The organism is Streptomyces sp. SCSIO ZS0520, assembly GCF_025643355.1.
Classification (GTDB): domain Bacteria; phylum Actinomycetota; class Actinomycetes; order Streptomycetales; family Streptomycetaceae; genus Streptomyces; species Streptomyces physcomitrii.
Map to the genome: position 1 here is coordinate 3030323 of NZ_CP092644.1, position 14795 is coordinate 3045117.

Genomic DNA, 14795 nt, shown 5'->3' on the forward strand with positions numbered 1-14795 from the left:
GTCACCGGTCGACGCCTCCCATCACGGGGTCGATGGACGCGACGGCGACGATGACGTCGGCGACCTGGCCGCCCTCGCACATCGCCGCCATGGCCTGCAGATTGGTGAAGGACGGGTCGCGGAAGTGCACCCGGAAGGGCCGGGTGCCGCCGTCGGAGACGACGTGCACGCCGAGTTCGCCCTTGGGGGACTCCACCGCGGTGTACGCCTGTCCCGGCGGGACCCGGAAGCCCTCGGTCACCAGCTTGAAGTGGTGGATCAGGGACTCCATGGAGGTGCCCATGATCTTCTTGATGTGGTCGAGGGAGTTGCCGAGCCCGTCCGGGCCGAGCGCGAGCTGCGCGGGCCAGGCGATCTTCTTGTCGCCGACCATCACCGGGCCCGGCTGCAGCCGGTCCAGGCACTGCTCGACGATCTTCAGCGACTCGCGCATCTCCTCGATACGGATGAGGAAGCGCCCGTAGGAGTCGCAGGTGTCGGTGGTGGGGACCTCGAAGTCGTAGGTCTCGTAGCCGCAGTAGGGGCTGGACTTGCGCAGGTCGTGCGGCAGGCCCGCGGAGCGCAGCACGGGGCCGGTGGCGCCGAGGGCCATGCAGCCCGCGAGGTCGAGGTAGCCGACGTCCTGCATGCGGCCCTTGAAGATCGGGTTCCCGGTGGCGAGCTTGTCGTACTCCGGGAGGTTCTTGCGCATGGTCTTCAGGAACTCGCGGATCGCCTCCGGGGCGCCGGGCGGCAGGTCCTGGGCGAGGCCGCCGGGCCGGATGTAGGCGTGGTTCATCCGCAGGCCGGTGATCAGCTCGTAGAGATCGAGAATCAGTTCACGATCGCGGAAGCCGTAGATCATGATGGTCGTCGCGCCGAGCTCCATGCCGCCGGTGGCGATGGCCACCAGGTGCGAGGAGAGGCGGTTCAGCTCCATCAGGAGCACCCGGATGATGTTCGCCCGCTCCGGGATCTCGTCCTGGATGCCGAGGAGCTTCTCCACGCCGAGGCAGTAGGCGGCCTCGTTGTAGAAGGGCGTCAGGTAATCCATCCGCGTGACGAAGGTGGTGCCCTGCGTCCAGTTGCGGAATTCGAGGTTCTTCTCGATGCCGGTGTGCAGGTAGCCGATGCCGCAGCGGGCCTCGGTGACCGTCTCGCCGTCGATCTCCAGGATCAGGCGGAGCACGCCGTGCGTGGAGGGGTGCTGGGGGCCCATGTTGACGACGATGCGCTCGTCGTCGGCCTTGGCGGCGGACCGGACGACCTCGTCCCAGTCGCCGCCGGTGACCGTGTAGACGGTCCCCTCGGTGGTCTCGCGTGCGGCGGAGGAGGCGTCGCCCCAGTCGGCCGCGTGGGGGGAGTCGGTGCTCACGAGTACGACCTCCGCTGGTCCGGAGCCGGGATCTGGGCGCCCTTGTACTCGACGGGGATGCCGCCGAGGGGGTAGTCCTTGCGCTGCGGGAAGCCCTGCCAGTCGTCCGGCATCATGATCCGCGTCAGCGCGGGGTGGCCGTCGAAGACGAGGCCGAAGAAGTCGTAGGCCTCGCGCTCGTGCCAGTCGTTGGTCGGGTACACCGCGACCAGCGAGGGGATGTGCGGGTCCGCGTCGGGGGCGCTGACCTCCAGGCGGATGAGCCGATTGTGCGTGAGCGAACGCAGATGGTAGACGGCGTGCAGCTCGCGGCCCTTGTCGTGGAGGTAGTGCACCCCGCTCACGCCGGTGCACAGCTCGAAGCGGAGCGCCGGGTCGTCACGCAGGGTGCGGGCGACCTGCACCAGGTGTTCGCGGTGGATGTGGAAGGTCAGCTCGTCGCGGTCGACCACCGTCTTGTCGATGGCGTTCTCGGGGACGAGTCCCTGCTCCTCCAGGGCGCCCTCCAGCTCGTCGGCGACCTCGTCGAACCAGCCCCCGTACGGGCGGCTGGCCGCGCCGGGCAGCCGGATCGAGCGGACCAGGCCGCCGTAGCCGGAGGTGTCGCCGCCGTTGTTGGCGCCGAACATGCCGCGCTGGACGCGGATCTCCTCGCCGCCTTCGCCGCGCTGGCCGGGCAGGTTCTGGGCGTTCAGGTCCGCCTCGGGGTTCACCCCCGCGTCCGGGCCGGTGGATTCGCCGTCGGGTTTGTCGCCAGGAGAGGTCCCGCTCACCGCAGCAGCCCCTTCATCTCGATGGTCGGCAGTGCGTTGAGGGCGGCCTCTTCGGCCTCCCGGGCGGCCTCCGCGGCGTTCACGCCGAGCTTGGAGCCCTGGATCTTGGTGTGCAGCTTGAGGATCGCGTCGATCAGCATCTCGGGGCGCGGCGGGCAGCCCGGCAGGTAGATGTCGACCGGGACGACGTGGTCGACGCCCTGGACGATCGCGTAGTTGTTGAACATGCCGCCGGAGGAGGCGCAGACCCCCATGGAGATGACCCACTTGGGGTTGGGCATCTGGTCGTAGACCTGCCGCAGCACCGGCGCCATCTTCTGGCTGACGCGGCCCGCCACGATCATCAGGTCCGCCTGCCGCGGGGAGCCGCGGAAGACCTCCATGCCGAAGCGTGCGAGGTCGTAGCGTCCCGCGCCGGTGGTCATCATCTCGATGGCGCAGCACGCCAGGCCGAAGGTGGCGGGAAAGACGGACGACTTGCGCACCCAGCCCGCGGCCTGTTCGACGGTGGTCAGCAGAAAACCGCTCGGCAGTTTTTCTTCGAGTCCCATTGGTTGCCCCTTAATGCCCCTTCAAGACCAGCTTGCGTCTTTCGCGGTGTTCAGTCCCACTCCAGGCCGCCGCGGCGCCAGACATAGGCGTAGGCGACGAAGACCGTGACCACGAACAGCAGCATTTCGACGAGGCCGAAGAGGCCCAGCGCGTCGAAGGTGACCGCCCACGGGTAGAGGAAGACGATCTCGATGTCGAAGACGATGAAGAGCATCGCCGTCAGGTAGTACTTGATCGGGAATCGCCCGCCACCGGCCGGAGTCGGGGTCGGCTCGATACCGCACTCGTAGGCCTCCAGCTTGGCCCGGTTGTACCGCTTCGGGCCGATGAGCGAGGCCGCGATCACGGAGAAGATCGCAAAGGCGGCCCCCAGGGCTCCCAGTACGAGGATGGGCGCATACGCGTTCACCGCTCCCCGCTCCTCTCAGTCGGCTTTGACTGCTTCGGCGACGCCGGGCCCTCCCGCTCCCCTCCGCGTCCCGTGCGGTGCGCCCGCCTCCGGAAGCCGCCTGGTGTGCGGATTCCTGAAGATCGCGCGCATGTGAAGCAGGTCACAAGCCCAACTGCCGTGCATCCTATGCCCGCCCGTCTGTGATCTGCGACACGGGGTACAAGACGATCTTTGTGATCTGCACCACGAGCCCGTGGATCATGCACGCAGTGCCACCCCGCAGTTCACACCGGAGACACCCGAGTGACCACGAGACGTGACATCCGGCCCAGTCGGCCACGTAGGGGACGGGTCGCGCATTATCAAGTCCCGGCGAATCGCACAAAATTGGTGCTGGACACACCTTCTTGATAGGAGGCGCGGATTCACCCGCCGGAAGGAGATCCGGTGATGATCGTGGACGCGCGCCGCATACGTGCGCGGATTCACGAGCGGACGCGGCCCGCCGTGTGATCGTTCCGTGACCTGCGCCACATCGGCCACCCTGGCCGGGGAACGGGGCTTGGCCAATCTTCCCAACGGGTGGTAGGCGCGGGGCAATTCGGACGTATCGCGAATAGCCCGTGCACAGGGAGGGGAAAGCCCGCGTCCGCATTGCCCGTTACGGCGTCAATAAGGGGCTCTCGGGGCGCGGTTCGGCCGGACAAAACGGTAACTGTGGCGCAGCCCACGTTTCTTGAAGGTAACGGTGGAGCCCTGATAGCGGTTGTCCCATGTCCCACAGCGCTCACATACGCAGCCACCGGAAGCCCCGCCGCAGTCAGTCGAAGCTGGCACTGCGGGCCGGAGTTGCCGGTGGCTTCCTCAGCACCCTGGCAGTGGCCGGTGCGGCGGGCCCCGCGAACGCGGCGGAACCGGCCACCGAGACCATCGAGCTGCCCACCCTCACCGAGGGCCTGTCCACGCAGACCGCCGAGTCCGCCGCGCAGATCCAGCAGGCGGCCGACACCTACGAACTGCAGGCCACCCGCGAGACCGCGACCGAACGCGCCGTGAAGCAGGCCAAGAAGGACCAGGCCGCCGCGGAGCGCAAGGCCGAGGAGGCCAAGAAGAAGGCCGCCGAGGAGGCGAAGGAGAAGGCCGCCCGCGCGGCCGAGCAGCGGGCGAACCGTTCCTCCGCCCGCACCGCGCTCACCCCCGTCGCCACGCCGTCCAGCGGCAGCGTCAGCACGGTCATCTCCTTCCTCAAGGCCCAGCTCGGCAAGCCCTACGTCATGGGCGGCACCGGCCCCAGCTCCTGGGACTGCTCCGGCCTCGTCCAGGCCGCGTTCCAGCAGGCCGGCATCAGCCTCCCGCGCACCTCGCAGGAGCAGTCGACCGCGGGCACCCAGGTCTCGGTCTCCAGCGCCCAGGCCGGCGACATCCTGTACTGGGGCGGCGCGGGCAGCGCCCACCACGTCGGCGTCTACCTCGGCGGCGGCCAGTACCTGGACGCCGCGAACCCCTCCAAGGGCGTCGTGATCCAGGACCTCTCCGGCTACCCGGCCAGCGGCGCGATCCGCGTCCTGTGAGCCACCGGACCCGCCACTGAACGACCGGGGTCCCGCACGGGCCCCCGACGACACGGACGAAGGCCGCCTCTCCCCCACCGGGAGCGGCGGCCTTCGCCCGTATACGGGCTCCCGCGGATCCCAGCCGGTTTCGACCCGGTACATGCGGTTTCGCGCACCCCGAACAGCCGCCCTGCGGGGGCTTGTTCACACCCCGGCAACCGCGCGTACCGCGACCGCGCCTCTCCCGGCACCCGGAGAGCGCCCCTCAGAGGCCGGGGAACCGCCCGGACCGCCCCGCCCCTCTCCCGGCCCCGTCGAGGCCGTCAGCGGCCGCTCCAGAGGCCCGGCAGGGTGGACGCGCCACAGAACGAGGGCCGGGCGGCGGCCCGGTCAGGGGCCCGGCGCCCCAATTAGCCCCGCTCTGCACCGATTTACTCCCGGAGCCGGGCAAGTCCACGCCCGGAGCCAGGCAGCTTCACCCCCTGAGTCGCCCAGGCGCCCGCAACGCACGCGGCCCGGCCCGCCCCCACCTCGGGGACGAACCGGGCCGCACGGCCGTGCACGTACGTACCGGAACCGGCGCGCAGAAGGCCGGGACGCGGGAACTCAGGCCTTCGGGGCCACCCGGCTCAGGCCGTTGATGATGCGGTCCATCGCGTCGCCGCCGCTCGGGTCGGTGAGGTTGGCGAGCATCTTCAGGGTGAACTTCATCAGCAGCGGGTGGGTCAGACCGCGCTCGGCGGCGATCCTCATGACCTTCGGGTTGCCGATCAGCTTCACGAAGGCGCGACCGAGCGTGTAGTAGCCGCCGTAGGTCTGCTTGAGGACCTTCGGGTAGTTCTGCAGGGCGAGTTCGCGCTGCTCGCGGGTGGCGCGGGCGTGCGCCTGGACCACCACGTCGGCGGCGATCTGGCCGGACTCCATGGCGTACGCGATGCCCTCGCCGTTGAACGGGTTCACCAGTCCGCCCGCGTCGCCGACCAGCATCAGGCCCTTGGTGTAGTGCGGCTGGCGGTTGAAGGCCATCGGGAGGGCGGCCCCGCGGATCGGGCCGGTCATGTTCTCCTCGGTGTAGCCCCAGTCCTCGGGCAGCGAGGCGCACCAGGTCTTGAGGACCTCGCGCCAGTCCAGCTCCTTGAAGGCGGCGGTGGTGTTGAGCACGCCGAGGCCGACGTTGGAGGTGCCGTCGCCCATGCCGAAGATCCAGCCGTAGCCGGGCAGCAGCCGCTCCTGGCCGTCGCGCCGGTCCCACAGCTCCAGCCAGGACTCCAGGTAGTCGTCGTCGTGCCGGGGCGAGGTGAAGTAGGTGCGCACCGCGACACCCATCGGCCGGTCCTCGCGGCGGTGCAGGCCCATCTGGAGGGAGATCCGCGTCGAGTTGCCGTCCGCGGCGATGACCAGCGGGGCGTGGAAGCTGACCTCCTTCTTGTCCTCGCCGAGCTTGGCGCGCACCCCGGTGATGTGCCCGGTGCGCTCGTCGGTGATCGGGGAGCCGACGTTGCAGCGCTCGTGGAGGCGGGCCCCGGCCTTCTGCGCCTGGCGGGCGAGCTGCTCGTCGAAGTCGTCGCGTTTGCGCACCAGGCCGTAGTCCGGGTACGTGGCCAGATCGGGCCAGTCGAGCTGGAGCCGGACGCCGCCGCCGATGATCCGAAGGCCCTTGTTGCGCAGCCAGCCCGCCTCCTCGGAGATGTCGATCCCCATCGCGACGAGCTGCTTGACGGCACGCGGTGTCAGTCCGTCGCCGCAGACCTTCTCGCGCGGAAAGGCCGTCTTCTCCAGGAGCAGGACGTCGAGTCCGGCCTTGGCGAGGTGATAGGCGGTCGTCGAACCGGCGGGGCCGGCCCCTACGACGATGACATCCGCGGAGTTGTCGGCAAGAAGCTCGGTCACGGCGGGCACTCCCCACTGTCGGAATTCTCGGGCCATGGGTTTTCAGTATTCCGCGTGCCGAGGGGCACAGGACACGGGCAGTCTATTCAGCGGCACCGCTCACCCAGCCGAAGGGCCGCTCGTGACAGAACCGAGAACACCGGGCTCGCTGACCGCACCGCGCACCGCGGTGGCGCCGGACCGGCCGCTGCCCGCGGTCGACCTGCGGGTTCCCACCGACGAGGACGCCTACGCCTGGCATCGCGTCTTCGCCGACCCCGAGGTCATGGAATTCCACGGCGGCCGCTCCGCGGAGCTGTCCGTCTACGAGGAGCTGACCGCCCGGCAGCGCCGCCACGACGCCGAGCGCGGCTTCTGCCTGTGGACCATGCTCGGCCCCGGCGGCGAGGTCCTCGGCTTCACCGGGGCCCAGCCCTGGCCGCACAGCTGGGGCCCGGCGGGCGAGATCGAGATCGGCTGGCGGCTCGGCCGGGACTACTGGGGCCGGGGCTATGCCACCGCCGCCGCCGAGACCACCCTGGAGCGGCTGCGCGCGGCGGGCGTCGGCCGGGTCGTCGCCATGGTGGACGCCCGCAACGCGCGCTCGGTGGCGGTCACCCGCCGCCTCGGCATGGAACTCGCGGAGACCTTCCTGACCCCGGTCTCCCGGCGCGAGGGCCACTGCTACCGGCTGGCGCTGTGACGCCGGGCGCCGGGGCGGGAGGTTCCACTCCCCGCCCCGGCGCCCCGCCCGCTCAGTCGCTGCCGGACAGCCGCCAGGTGTCGAGGGCCGTGTCGAAGGCACCGCTCAGCACGGTGTCCCAGTCCTCGTCGGGCCCGAGCAGCTGGGTGGCGTACTCGGTGCCCGAACTGTCCACGTACCCCTGGTCCTTGGCGTGGATCAGCCTCCCCGCCTCATCGGTGTAGGTGTACTCCCAGACCGCTCCGGACCGCCCCTGGAAGATGTTCGGCTCCAGCCGGATCCGCCGGTAGTCCCCGTGCCGCTTCTTCGCGGTCCGCTCCATGCTGAGGAAGTTGTCGTACGAGGTGTACCCGGCGTCGGTGATCACCCCGACCACGAAGCTCTCCGGACCCCCGGCGGGCGCGAAGACGGTCTGGGTGCCGCGCTCGACCTTGCGCTTCTGCCAGCCGTCCGGCACCGCGAAGGAGTAGCCCATCGGGCTGGAGACCTCGTGGTACCCGGCGGGCACGCTCGCCGCCCCCGTGGGCTCCTCGGCGACATCCGGGTCCTGGGTCCCGGGGTCCTGGGTTCCCGGGTCCCCGGTCGCCGGGTCCTCGCCCCCGGCCGGATCGTCCGTGGCGCCCCCGGTCGGGTCCTCGCGGTCCCCGCCCGGCCGGGAGGGCCCGGAACCGGCCTTGTCGTCGCTCTGCTTCCCGTCGCCGCCGTCCCGGTCCCAGAGGACCACCCCGGCCGCGGCGCCCCCGCCGAGCAGCAGCGCGCAGACCAGCGTCGCCGACCACACCACGGCCGGACTCCGCCGCCGGCCCCCGCCCGGCCCACGCCCCGCGCCCGCCTCGACGGGGCCGAGCTGATAGGGCCCCGGGTACGGCCCGGGCACCTGCTCGGCGGGGTACGCGTACGGGTACGGGGTGGGGGCGGAGGCCTGCTCGGCGGGGTGGGCCTGGTGGGGGGTGAGGGCAACTGGGGTTGGGGTGGCGGGAGTTGCGGGTGAGGCGAGTGGGGTGGGTGTGGTGGGGGCAGCGGGCGTGCCGGGTGCCCCTGACGCGGCGGAGGTTGCCGGTGCGGCGGGAGTGGCCGCTGTGGAGGGTGAGGTGCCCGGGGCCGCGAGGGCGCCGGGGGCCGCGGAGGCGCCCGGGACTCCGGTGGCACCCGGGACTCCGGTGGTACCCGGCACCGCGGGCGTGCCGGGAGCCGCGGCCGCGCCCGGGGCGAGGCGGAGCAGGAAGGGGGCGAGGAAGGTGGCCGCGCCGATCCACAGCAGGCCGAAGAGCATCGCCTCCGGGAACGGCGTACCGGCCTCGACGGAACCGCCGCCCCCGGGACCGCCCGGGCCCGCCGCGCCCTCGACCCCGATGCCGCCGAGGGCGACGAGGAGCAGGAAGCCGAGGTAGCTCAGGCCCGCCGCGAGCAGCTGTTCGCCCCGGTTGGCGGAGCGGCGGGCGGTGAGGATCCCGATGAGCAGCGCGCAGACGGTGCCGAGCGCGAGCGCGCCCACGACGGCACCGGAACTCGTCACATCCGCCAGCTCCGACAGGCCGAAACCCGCCCGGTCGGAGCCGCCGCCGAGGCCGCTCGCCCCGGAGGCCTCGGCCTCCACGGGCGCGCCCCAGGCGAGGGAGAGGCCGCTGACGGCGATGTTGGGCAGCAGGAGCAGGGCGGCGAGCAGCGGGCTGATGCCGCTGCCGTTGAGATCGGTCAGCTCGTCCAGGTCCTCGACCTGGGTGAGGGCGAGGAAGGTGACCAGGGCGCTGAGCGCGAGCGCGGCGCCGAGGGCCCGCAGCGCGGTGCCGCCCGCCCGTACCGCGCTCCGGGCACCCGGCCGCGCCGCCAGCCACCAGCGCAGCCGCTCGCGCTCCAGCATCCCGCCGCCGATCAGCAGGGCGAGCAGCAGCGCGCCCAGCGTCGACAGGAGGGGCGCGGAGCTGAGTTCGGCCTCCTGGAGGTCGGGCTGCGCCACCAGGGCCAGCACCAGGGTGCCCGCCCCCACCAGGAGGGCGAGGCGAACTGCCGCCTCCAGACCGGCGGTCGGGCCCCAGGCCGCCCCGCCCTGCCGCATCCGGCCGCGCAGCAGACGGACACCGACCACCAGGGCGACGATCCACAGCAGGGTCACCGTGAAGGGCACCAGGGAGAGCGTGGCGCTGCCGGACAGCGCCTCCTCGGCGCCGCCTCCGCCGTAGACGCCACCGGAGCCGTACGGCCCGTCCGAACCGCCGCCCGAGCCGAAGGGGTTGGCGGGCCGGTTCACCTCCACCCCGAGCGAGAAGCCGCCGCCGACCGACTTGAGCAGCAGGGCGAGCGCGATCCGCATCCGGTCGGCGTACCCGACGACCACCTCGTCCCCCTGCCCGTACTTGGGCAGGGCCAGCGCGAACGCCCCGAGGAGCAGCACCCCCAGCGGTACGAAGGCGGCTTGCGCGGCCCCGGCCCAGTCACCGCGCAGCATCCGCCCGAAGAACAGGCCTGCGGCGGAGGGTTGGGCGGGAGCGCCGGGCACCGGCGCCTGCGCGGGCGGGGTGGGAGGGGCCGACGGGGCCGACGGGGCCGACGGGGTCGACGGGGCGGAGAGTCCGGTCACCGTGGGCGGGTGCGCGGGGGGTTGCTGCGGGGTCGGAGGGGCTTGGGCGGGGGCGGGAGGAGGCTGCTCGGGCGGGCTCGGGGCGGTGCCCGGGGCCTCCGAACTGGCGTCCTCCGTACCGGACTTCGCGGCTGCGGGCTCTATGGGCGGGGGCTCCGTGGACGGGGCCTCGGTGGACGGCGCCGTCGTAGGAGGGGTCTTCGTGAGCGGGGTGGGCTTCGCGGACGGAGCGGCCCCGGCGGACGGGGCCGTGGGGGACCCGGAGTCGGACCCAGCGGACGGAGCCGTGGCGGAACCGGAGACGGACCGGGCGAGTGGCGCCGCAGCCGAGTCGGTCGCGGTGGGCGGGTGCTCCGGGGTGGCCGAACCGCCCTGCCCCGCCTCGGAGTCGGCGTCCTCCGCGACCACGGTCACCTCGGTGATGAACGCGGCATGGACCGTCTCCCCGGGCCGGGGGCCGCCCGCGTCCGTCTGGCCGTGCGAGTCCTCGGGTTCCGCCAAGTCCCCCGGGTTCTGCGGGAGTTCACGGTCCTCCGGGTCTCCGTCACCGTTCGGCCCGCCGGGGTCGGCGGCGGAGTCGGCAGGGTCGGCGGAGGCGGGCCGGTCGGCTTCGGGGACGGCTCCTGAGGCGGAGGCGGTCTCGGCCGCCTCCGGTCTGCGCTGACGCCCGCACTGCATGCAGTAACGGGCCTCGTCGGGAGCCTGGGCACCGCAGTGCGGGCAGGACGCCATGGGGATGCTCCGAGTGAGGCGTTGAGCGGACGGGGAGGCGAACCCGCCGGGGCCGGGGCCCCGGTGACGGCGCGTCAGAGCGGGTGACGCGCCCCTGGGTTCGTGAACAACGGACATATTTCCCGGGGGTTCCGGTTCCCGTGATCACCAGGAAATCCCGGAACCGCCAGGAGAGGAGCGGGAGTTGGCAGGACGGCACGCTCAAGGCCGGGTCGAACGCCGCCCCTTGGTATCCGGGACAGGTGGCGCGAGAGCGAGGGGGCGGCGCAACCACCGCCCGAACGGCGGGAGTTGCCCCCGACGGCTACGGCACGGCAGGGAGTCCCGCTGACACAAGGCCAGGAGCCCCGCTGCCGCAGGACCGGGAGCCTCGCCTACCGCAAAGCCGGGACCTCCAGCTGTCGGAAGGCCCGGAGCCTCCGGCTGTCGCAAGGCCGGAAGACGCCTCCCCCGACCGCCGAGGGGCACCGCCGTCTCAGCCCTGCTTGACCCCGCGGTGCAGGGCCACGATCCCCCCGCTGAGATTGCGCCAGGCCACCTTGGACCAGCCGGCCTTCTGCAGCAGGGCGGCCAGCGCGGGCTGGTCGGGCCAGGCGCGGATCGACTCGGCGAGGTAGACGTACGCCTCCGGGTTGGAGGAGACCGCGCGGGCCACCGGCGGCAGGGCGCGCATCAGGTACTCGGTGTAGACGGTGCGGAAGGGGGCCCAGGTCGGCTGCGAGAACTCGCAGATGACGACCCGGCCGCCGGGGCGCGTCACCCGGTACAGCTCGCGCAGCGCGGACTCGGTGGCCTGGACGTTGCGCAGGCCGAAGGAGATGGTGACGGCGTCGAAGGTGTCGTCCTGGAACGGCAACTTGGTCGCGTCGCCCGCGGTGAGCGGCAGCCAGGGGTGGCGGCGCTTGCCGACCTGGAGCATACCGAGGGAGAAGTCGCAGGGCACCACGTAGGCGCCGGTCTGCGCGAAGGGCAGCGAGGAGGTGGCGGTGCCGGCGGCGAGGTCCAGGATCTTCTGGGCCGGGCGGGCGTCCACGGCCTTGGCCACCTCGCGGCGCCACAGCCGGGCCTGCCCGAGCGACAGCACGTCGTTGGTGAGGTCGTACCGGTCCGCCACGTCGTCGAACATCGAGGCGACTTCGTGCGGCTGCTTGTCCAGGGATGCGCGGGTCACGCACCCATTGTGGCAGCAAGCCCCCGGCTCACCGGCGGCGGTGCACCAACCGCCCGCCGAGCACCGTGGCCACACAGCAGGCACCGCCCCGCTCGGCGAGTTCCCGGGGGTCCGCGGCGTCGAAGACGGCGAAGGCCGCCGGGCCGCCCGCGACCAGCGGCGCCCCGGTGACCACCGGCACCCCGCAGCCGTACGGATCGAGCACGGGCCACCGGCCTCCGCCCGGACCGGCCTCCCCCGGACCGGCCGCGCCTGCGGTGCCGGTCCCGGTATCGGTGCCGGTGCCGGTGCCTGTGCCTGTGCGGGTGCCCGTATCGGAGCCGGTGCCTGTGCGGGTGCGGGTCCCGGTCTCGGTGCCGCTGCCGCTGCCGGTCGAGGTCCCCGTGCCGGTCGCCGTCCCGGCGCCGACTCCAGGAATGTGGACGGACGCCCCCTCCGACCCCCCGGTCCAGGCCACCTGGGCCAGCCCGGAGCGCCGTACCGCGTCGAGGGCGGCGCGCAGCCGCAGTTCACCCGCGAGGGCGACCACGCCGTGGGCGAGCAGCCGCTGCACTCCGCGCCGGGCGCTGGCGCCCGGCCGGGAGGGGTCGGCGGCGAGGAGCTCCGCCGCGGCCGCGCCGGTCAGCGGCTCGGTGCCGAGGTCGGCGGCCTCGCGCGGATCGGGATGGTAGGTCCGCTCCAGGAGCTCCGGCCCGAAGGGGTGCACCAGTCCGGGCGTGAGGAGTCCGGGCCAGCGCCGCTCCCGCGCCCCCGGGTACGCGGCGGCCAGCTCCTCGCCCGGCCCGACCGCTTCGATCAGCGCACCGGAGACGAGGACCGCGGTGCCGGGCGAGGCCTCGGCCAGGTGCAGGGTCAGCATCGCGTGGTCCGCCTCCGGGCGGCCCGGCCGGGATCGGGGCCGGTCAGTTGGGGGCCAGCAGCTTGAGTTCGGGGTGGGCGGTGCCGCCCTCGATGGCGGTGGAGGAGATGTGCGAGACCACGCGGTCGTCGACCGGGTCGTTCGCCGGGTCCTCGTGGACCACCAGGTGCTCGTAGGTGGTGGCCCGCTGCGCGGGAACCCGGCCCGCACGGCGGATCAGATCGATGATCTCCAGGCGGTTGGAGCGGTGCTTGGCACCGGCCGAGGAGACCACGTTCTCCTCCAGCATGATCGAACCGAGGTCGTCGGCACCGTAGTGCAGCGACAACTGCCCGATCTCCTTGCCCGTGGTCAGCCACGAACCCTGGATGTGCGCCACGTTGTCCAGGTAGAGCCGCGCCACCGCGAGGATTCGCAGGTACTCGAAGATCGTGGCCTGGGTGCGGCCCTTCAGGTGGTTGTTCTCGGGCTGGTACGTGTACGGGATGAAGGCGCGGAAGCCGCCGGTGCGGTCCTGCACGTCGCGGATCATCCGCAGGTGCTCGATGCGTTCGGCGTTGGTCTCGCCGGTGCCCATCAGCATGGTCGAGGTGGACTCGACGCCGAGGCCGTGGGCGATCTCCATGATCTCCAGCCAGCGCTCGCCGGACTCCTTGAGCGGGGCGATCGCCTTGCGCGGGCGGGCGGGCAGCAGTTCGGCGCCCGCGCCCGCGAAGGAGTCCAGGCCCGCCGCGTGGATGCGGGTGATCGCCTCCTCCACGCTCACCTTGGAGATCCGCGCCATGTGCTCGACCTCGGAGGCGCCCAGCGAGTGGATGACCAGCTGGGGGTAGGCCTTCTTGATCGCGGAGAAGTGCTCCTCGTAGTACTCGACGCCGTAGTCCGGGTGGTGCCCGCCCTGGAACATGATCTGGGTGCCGCCCAGCTCCACGGTCTCCGCGCAGCGGCGCAGGATGTCGTCGAGGTCGCGGGTCCAGCCCTTGGCCTTGTCCTTGGGCGCCGCGTAGAAGGCGCAGAACTTGCAGGCCGTCACGCAGACGTTGGTGTAGTTGATGTTGCGCTCGATGATGTACGTGGCGATGTGCTCGGTGCCCGCGTACCGGCGGCGGCGCACCGCGTCGGCGGCCGAGCCGAGCGCGTGCAGCGGCGCGTCGCGGTACACGGCGAGCGCTTCCTCGGCGCTGATCCGTCCGCCCGCGGCAGCTCGGTCGAGTACGGCGTGGACGTCCACAGAGGTGAGGTCGGCCTGCTCGGTCACCGGGGTCCTTTCGACAGGTGCTCCACGACGCTCCGGCGGGGATCTCCCGGAACTCCCGGGGGAACGTTCATGGCGTGACGGACCGGTCCAGCGTACGCCAGGGCCCTCGGCACAGAATCGCCCGGTGGGCGGGGTGCCGGGGCGGGGTGCCGGCACGCGGCGGCGCGGGGTGCCTGCTCAGGCGGCGTACGCCCCCATCAGTACGCCCAGCAGCGCGCCCGCGATGAGGAAGGGGCCGAAGGGGATCGAGGTCTTGCGGTCCGCCCGGCGCAGGGCGACCAGGCCCACCCCGTACAGCGCGCCGAGCAGGAAGCCGACGAAGGTGCCGAGCAGCAGTCCGCCCCAGCTGTACCAGCCGAGGACCGCGCCGAGCGAGAGGACGAGTTTCACATCGCCGAAGCCCATGCCGCGCGGGTTGATCAGGAACAGTACGAAGAAGAAGAGGCCGAGGGCGAGGGCCCCGAGGAGCGCCCCGGTCCAGTCCCCGCCGTGCTCCGGCAGCAGCGCGGCGCCGCCGAGGAGGAGCAGCGCGCCGCCCGCGAGCGGCAGCGTCAGCGGGTCCGGGAGCCGCTGCACCCGGAAGTCGACCATCGCGAGCAGCACGAACACGGGCGCGAGCAGCAGCCAGGCCCCCAGCTCGGGCCGGGTGCCGGTGGCCGCGGCGAGCGCTCCGCACACCAGCGCGGTGGCCACCGCGGTCGGCGGCGCCGAGGGGCCGTAGCGCTCCCCGCCCGCCCGCGCCGGTCCCAGCCAGCCGCCGAACGGCCCGCCGAACTCCCGCCCCTGCGGGGTCCGCTCCGGCCGCTCCTCCCCCGCGGGCACCGCAAGCCGGTACACGGGCCGGGGCAGCAGCCACCCCGCGGCGCCACCCCACAGCAGGGCGACGAGGACCAGCCAGCTCTCCGGACTCATGGGTACGCGTACCCCTCACGGCCCTCACGGCTGCGAGCCGGCGGGGCCGGGGCCGGAGTCGAGGACGGAGCCGAGGCCGGGGCCGTGCTC

General features: G+C 72.6%; 11 protein-coding genes and 1 pseudogene. 2 read left to right on the top strand and 10 right to left on the bottom strand.

Features of this window, described 5'->3' with window-relative positions:
* Nucleotide 1 precedes the first annotated feature (1 nt).
* Genes MID12_RS11395 through MID12_RS11410 form a run of 4 tightly spaced genes read right to left on the bottom strand, consistent with a single transcriptional unit; the run spans nucleotide 2 to nucleotide 3088 of the window.
* Nucleotides 2–1354 carry an NADH-quinone oxidoreductase subunit D gene (locus tag MID12_RS11395; protein WP_040249593.1) on the bottom strand — a complete coding sequence of 451 codons (1353 nt, stop codon included), beginning with the start codon at nucleotides 1352–1354 and terminating at the stop codon, nucleotides 2–4.
* Nucleotides 1351–2127: an NADH-quinone oxidoreductase subunit C gene (locus MID12_RS11400; RefSeq protein ID WP_052482260.1), complete on the bottom strand. Its 777-nt coding sequence runs from the start codon at nucleotides 2125–2127 to the stop codon at nucleotides 1351–1353. The genes MID12_RS11395 and MID12_RS11400 overlap by 4 nt, the downstream gene beginning before the upstream one ends.
* Nucleotides 2124–2678 (bottom strand): NuoB/complex I 20 kDa subunit family protein, encoded by a 555-nt coding sequence (locus MID12_RS11405; RefSeq protein WP_040249598.1) that lies wholly within the window; start codon nucleotides 2676–2678, stop codon nucleotides 2124–2126. Before MID12_RS11405 ends, MID12_RS11400 begins: the two co-directional genes overlap by 4 nt.
* A gap of 50 nt (nucleotides 2679–2728) precedes the next feature.
* Nucleotides 2729–3088, bottom strand: a complete 360-nt coding sequence (locus MID12_RS11410) for an NADH-quinone oxidoreductase subunit A (RefSeq protein ID WP_040249601.1) — start codon at nucleotides 3086–3088, stop codon at nucleotides 2729–2731.
* Between the two features lie 755 nt (nucleotides 3089–3843).
* Here MID12_RS11410 and MID12_RS11415 point away from each other — a divergent pair.
* Entirely contained in the window at nucleotides 3844–4641 is a 798-nt protein-coding gene (locus tag MID12_RS11415; protein WP_040249604.1) for a C40 family peptidase, read from the top strand.
* Nucleotides 4642–5229: 588 nt separating this feature from the next.
* Here the strand turns inward: MID12_RS11415 and MID12_RS11420 are convergent.
* Nucleotides 5230–6513 carry a geranylgeranyl reductase family protein gene (locus MID12_RS11420; RefSeq protein ID WP_040249606.1) on the bottom strand — a complete coding sequence of 428 codons (1284 nt, stop codon included), beginning with the start codon at nucleotides 6511–6513 and terminating at the stop codon, nucleotides 5230–5232.
* Nucleotides 6514–6634: 121 nt separating this feature from the next.
* On the opposite strand from MID12_RS11420, the gene MID12_RS11425 reads away from it, so the two are divergent.
* The gene (locus tag MID12_RS11425) at nucleotides 6635–7195 is read left to right on the top strand and encodes a GNAT family N-acetyltransferase (RefSeq protein WP_411576941.1); all 561 of its coding nucleotides are present in this window, start codon (nucleotides 6635–6637) and stop codon (nucleotides 7193–7195) included.
* A gap of 52 nt (nucleotides 7196–7247) precedes the next feature.
* Here MID12_RS11425 and MID12_RS11430 read toward each other — a convergent pair whose 3' ends face one another.
* The 5 genes and pseudogenes from MID12_RS11430 to MID12_RS11450 form a co-directional block, all read right to left on the bottom strand.
* Nucleotides 7248–10505, bottom strand: a complete 3258-nt coding sequence (locus tag MID12_RS11430; RefSeq protein ID WP_263166642.1) for a zinc-ribbon domain-containing protein — start codon at nucleotides 10503–10505, stop codon at nucleotides 7248–7250.
* 475 nt (nucleotides 10506–10980) lie between these two features.
* Nucleotides 10981–11676 (bottom strand): demethylmenaquinone methyltransferase, encoded by a 696-nt coding sequence (locus MID12_RS11435; RefSeq protein ID WP_168543278.1) that lies wholly within the window; start codon nucleotides 11674–11676, stop codon nucleotides 10981–10983.
* 460 nt (nucleotides 11677–12136) lie between these two features.
* Nucleotides 12137–12535, bottom strand: a pseudogene (locus MID12_RS32435) (imidazolonepropionase-like domain-containing protein); the annotation flags it as partial.
* A 43-nt stretch (nucleotides 12536–12578) separates the two neighbouring features.
* The gene (mqnC, locus tag MID12_RS11445; RefSeq protein WP_040249620.1) at nucleotides 12579–13793 is read right to left on the bottom strand and encodes a cyclic dehypoxanthinyl futalosine synthase; all 1215 of its coding nucleotides are present in this window, start codon (nucleotides 13791–13793) and stop codon (nucleotides 12579–12581) included.
* Between the two features lie 177 nt (nucleotides 13794–13970).
* Nucleotides 13971–14705, bottom strand: coding sequence for a prepilin peptidase (locus tag MID12_RS11450; protein WP_263166647.1), 735 nt, complete (start codon nucleotides 14703–14705; stop codon nucleotides 13971–13973).
* Nucleotides 14706–14795 lie beyond the last annotated feature (90 nt).

Bases quoted from the DNA above. Each gene is read 5' to 3' on its own strand.
- MID12_RS11405 (WP_040249598.1), bottom strand. From the start codon at position 2,678: ATGGGACTCGAAGAAAAACTGCCGAGCGGTTTTCTGCTGACCACCGTC.
- MID12_RS11415 (WP_040249604.1), top strand. From the start codon at position 3,844: ATGTCCCACAGCGCTCACATACGCAGCCACCGGAAGCCCCGCCGCAGT.
- MID12_RS11450 (WP_263166647.1), bottom strand. From the start codon at position 14,705: ATGAGTCCGGAGAGCTGGCTGGTCCTCGTCGCCCTGCTGTGGGGTGGC.
- MID12_RS11430 (WP_263166642.1), bottom strand. From the start codon at position 10,505: ATGGCGTCCTGCCCGCACTGCGGTGCCCAGGCTCCCGACGAGGCCCGT.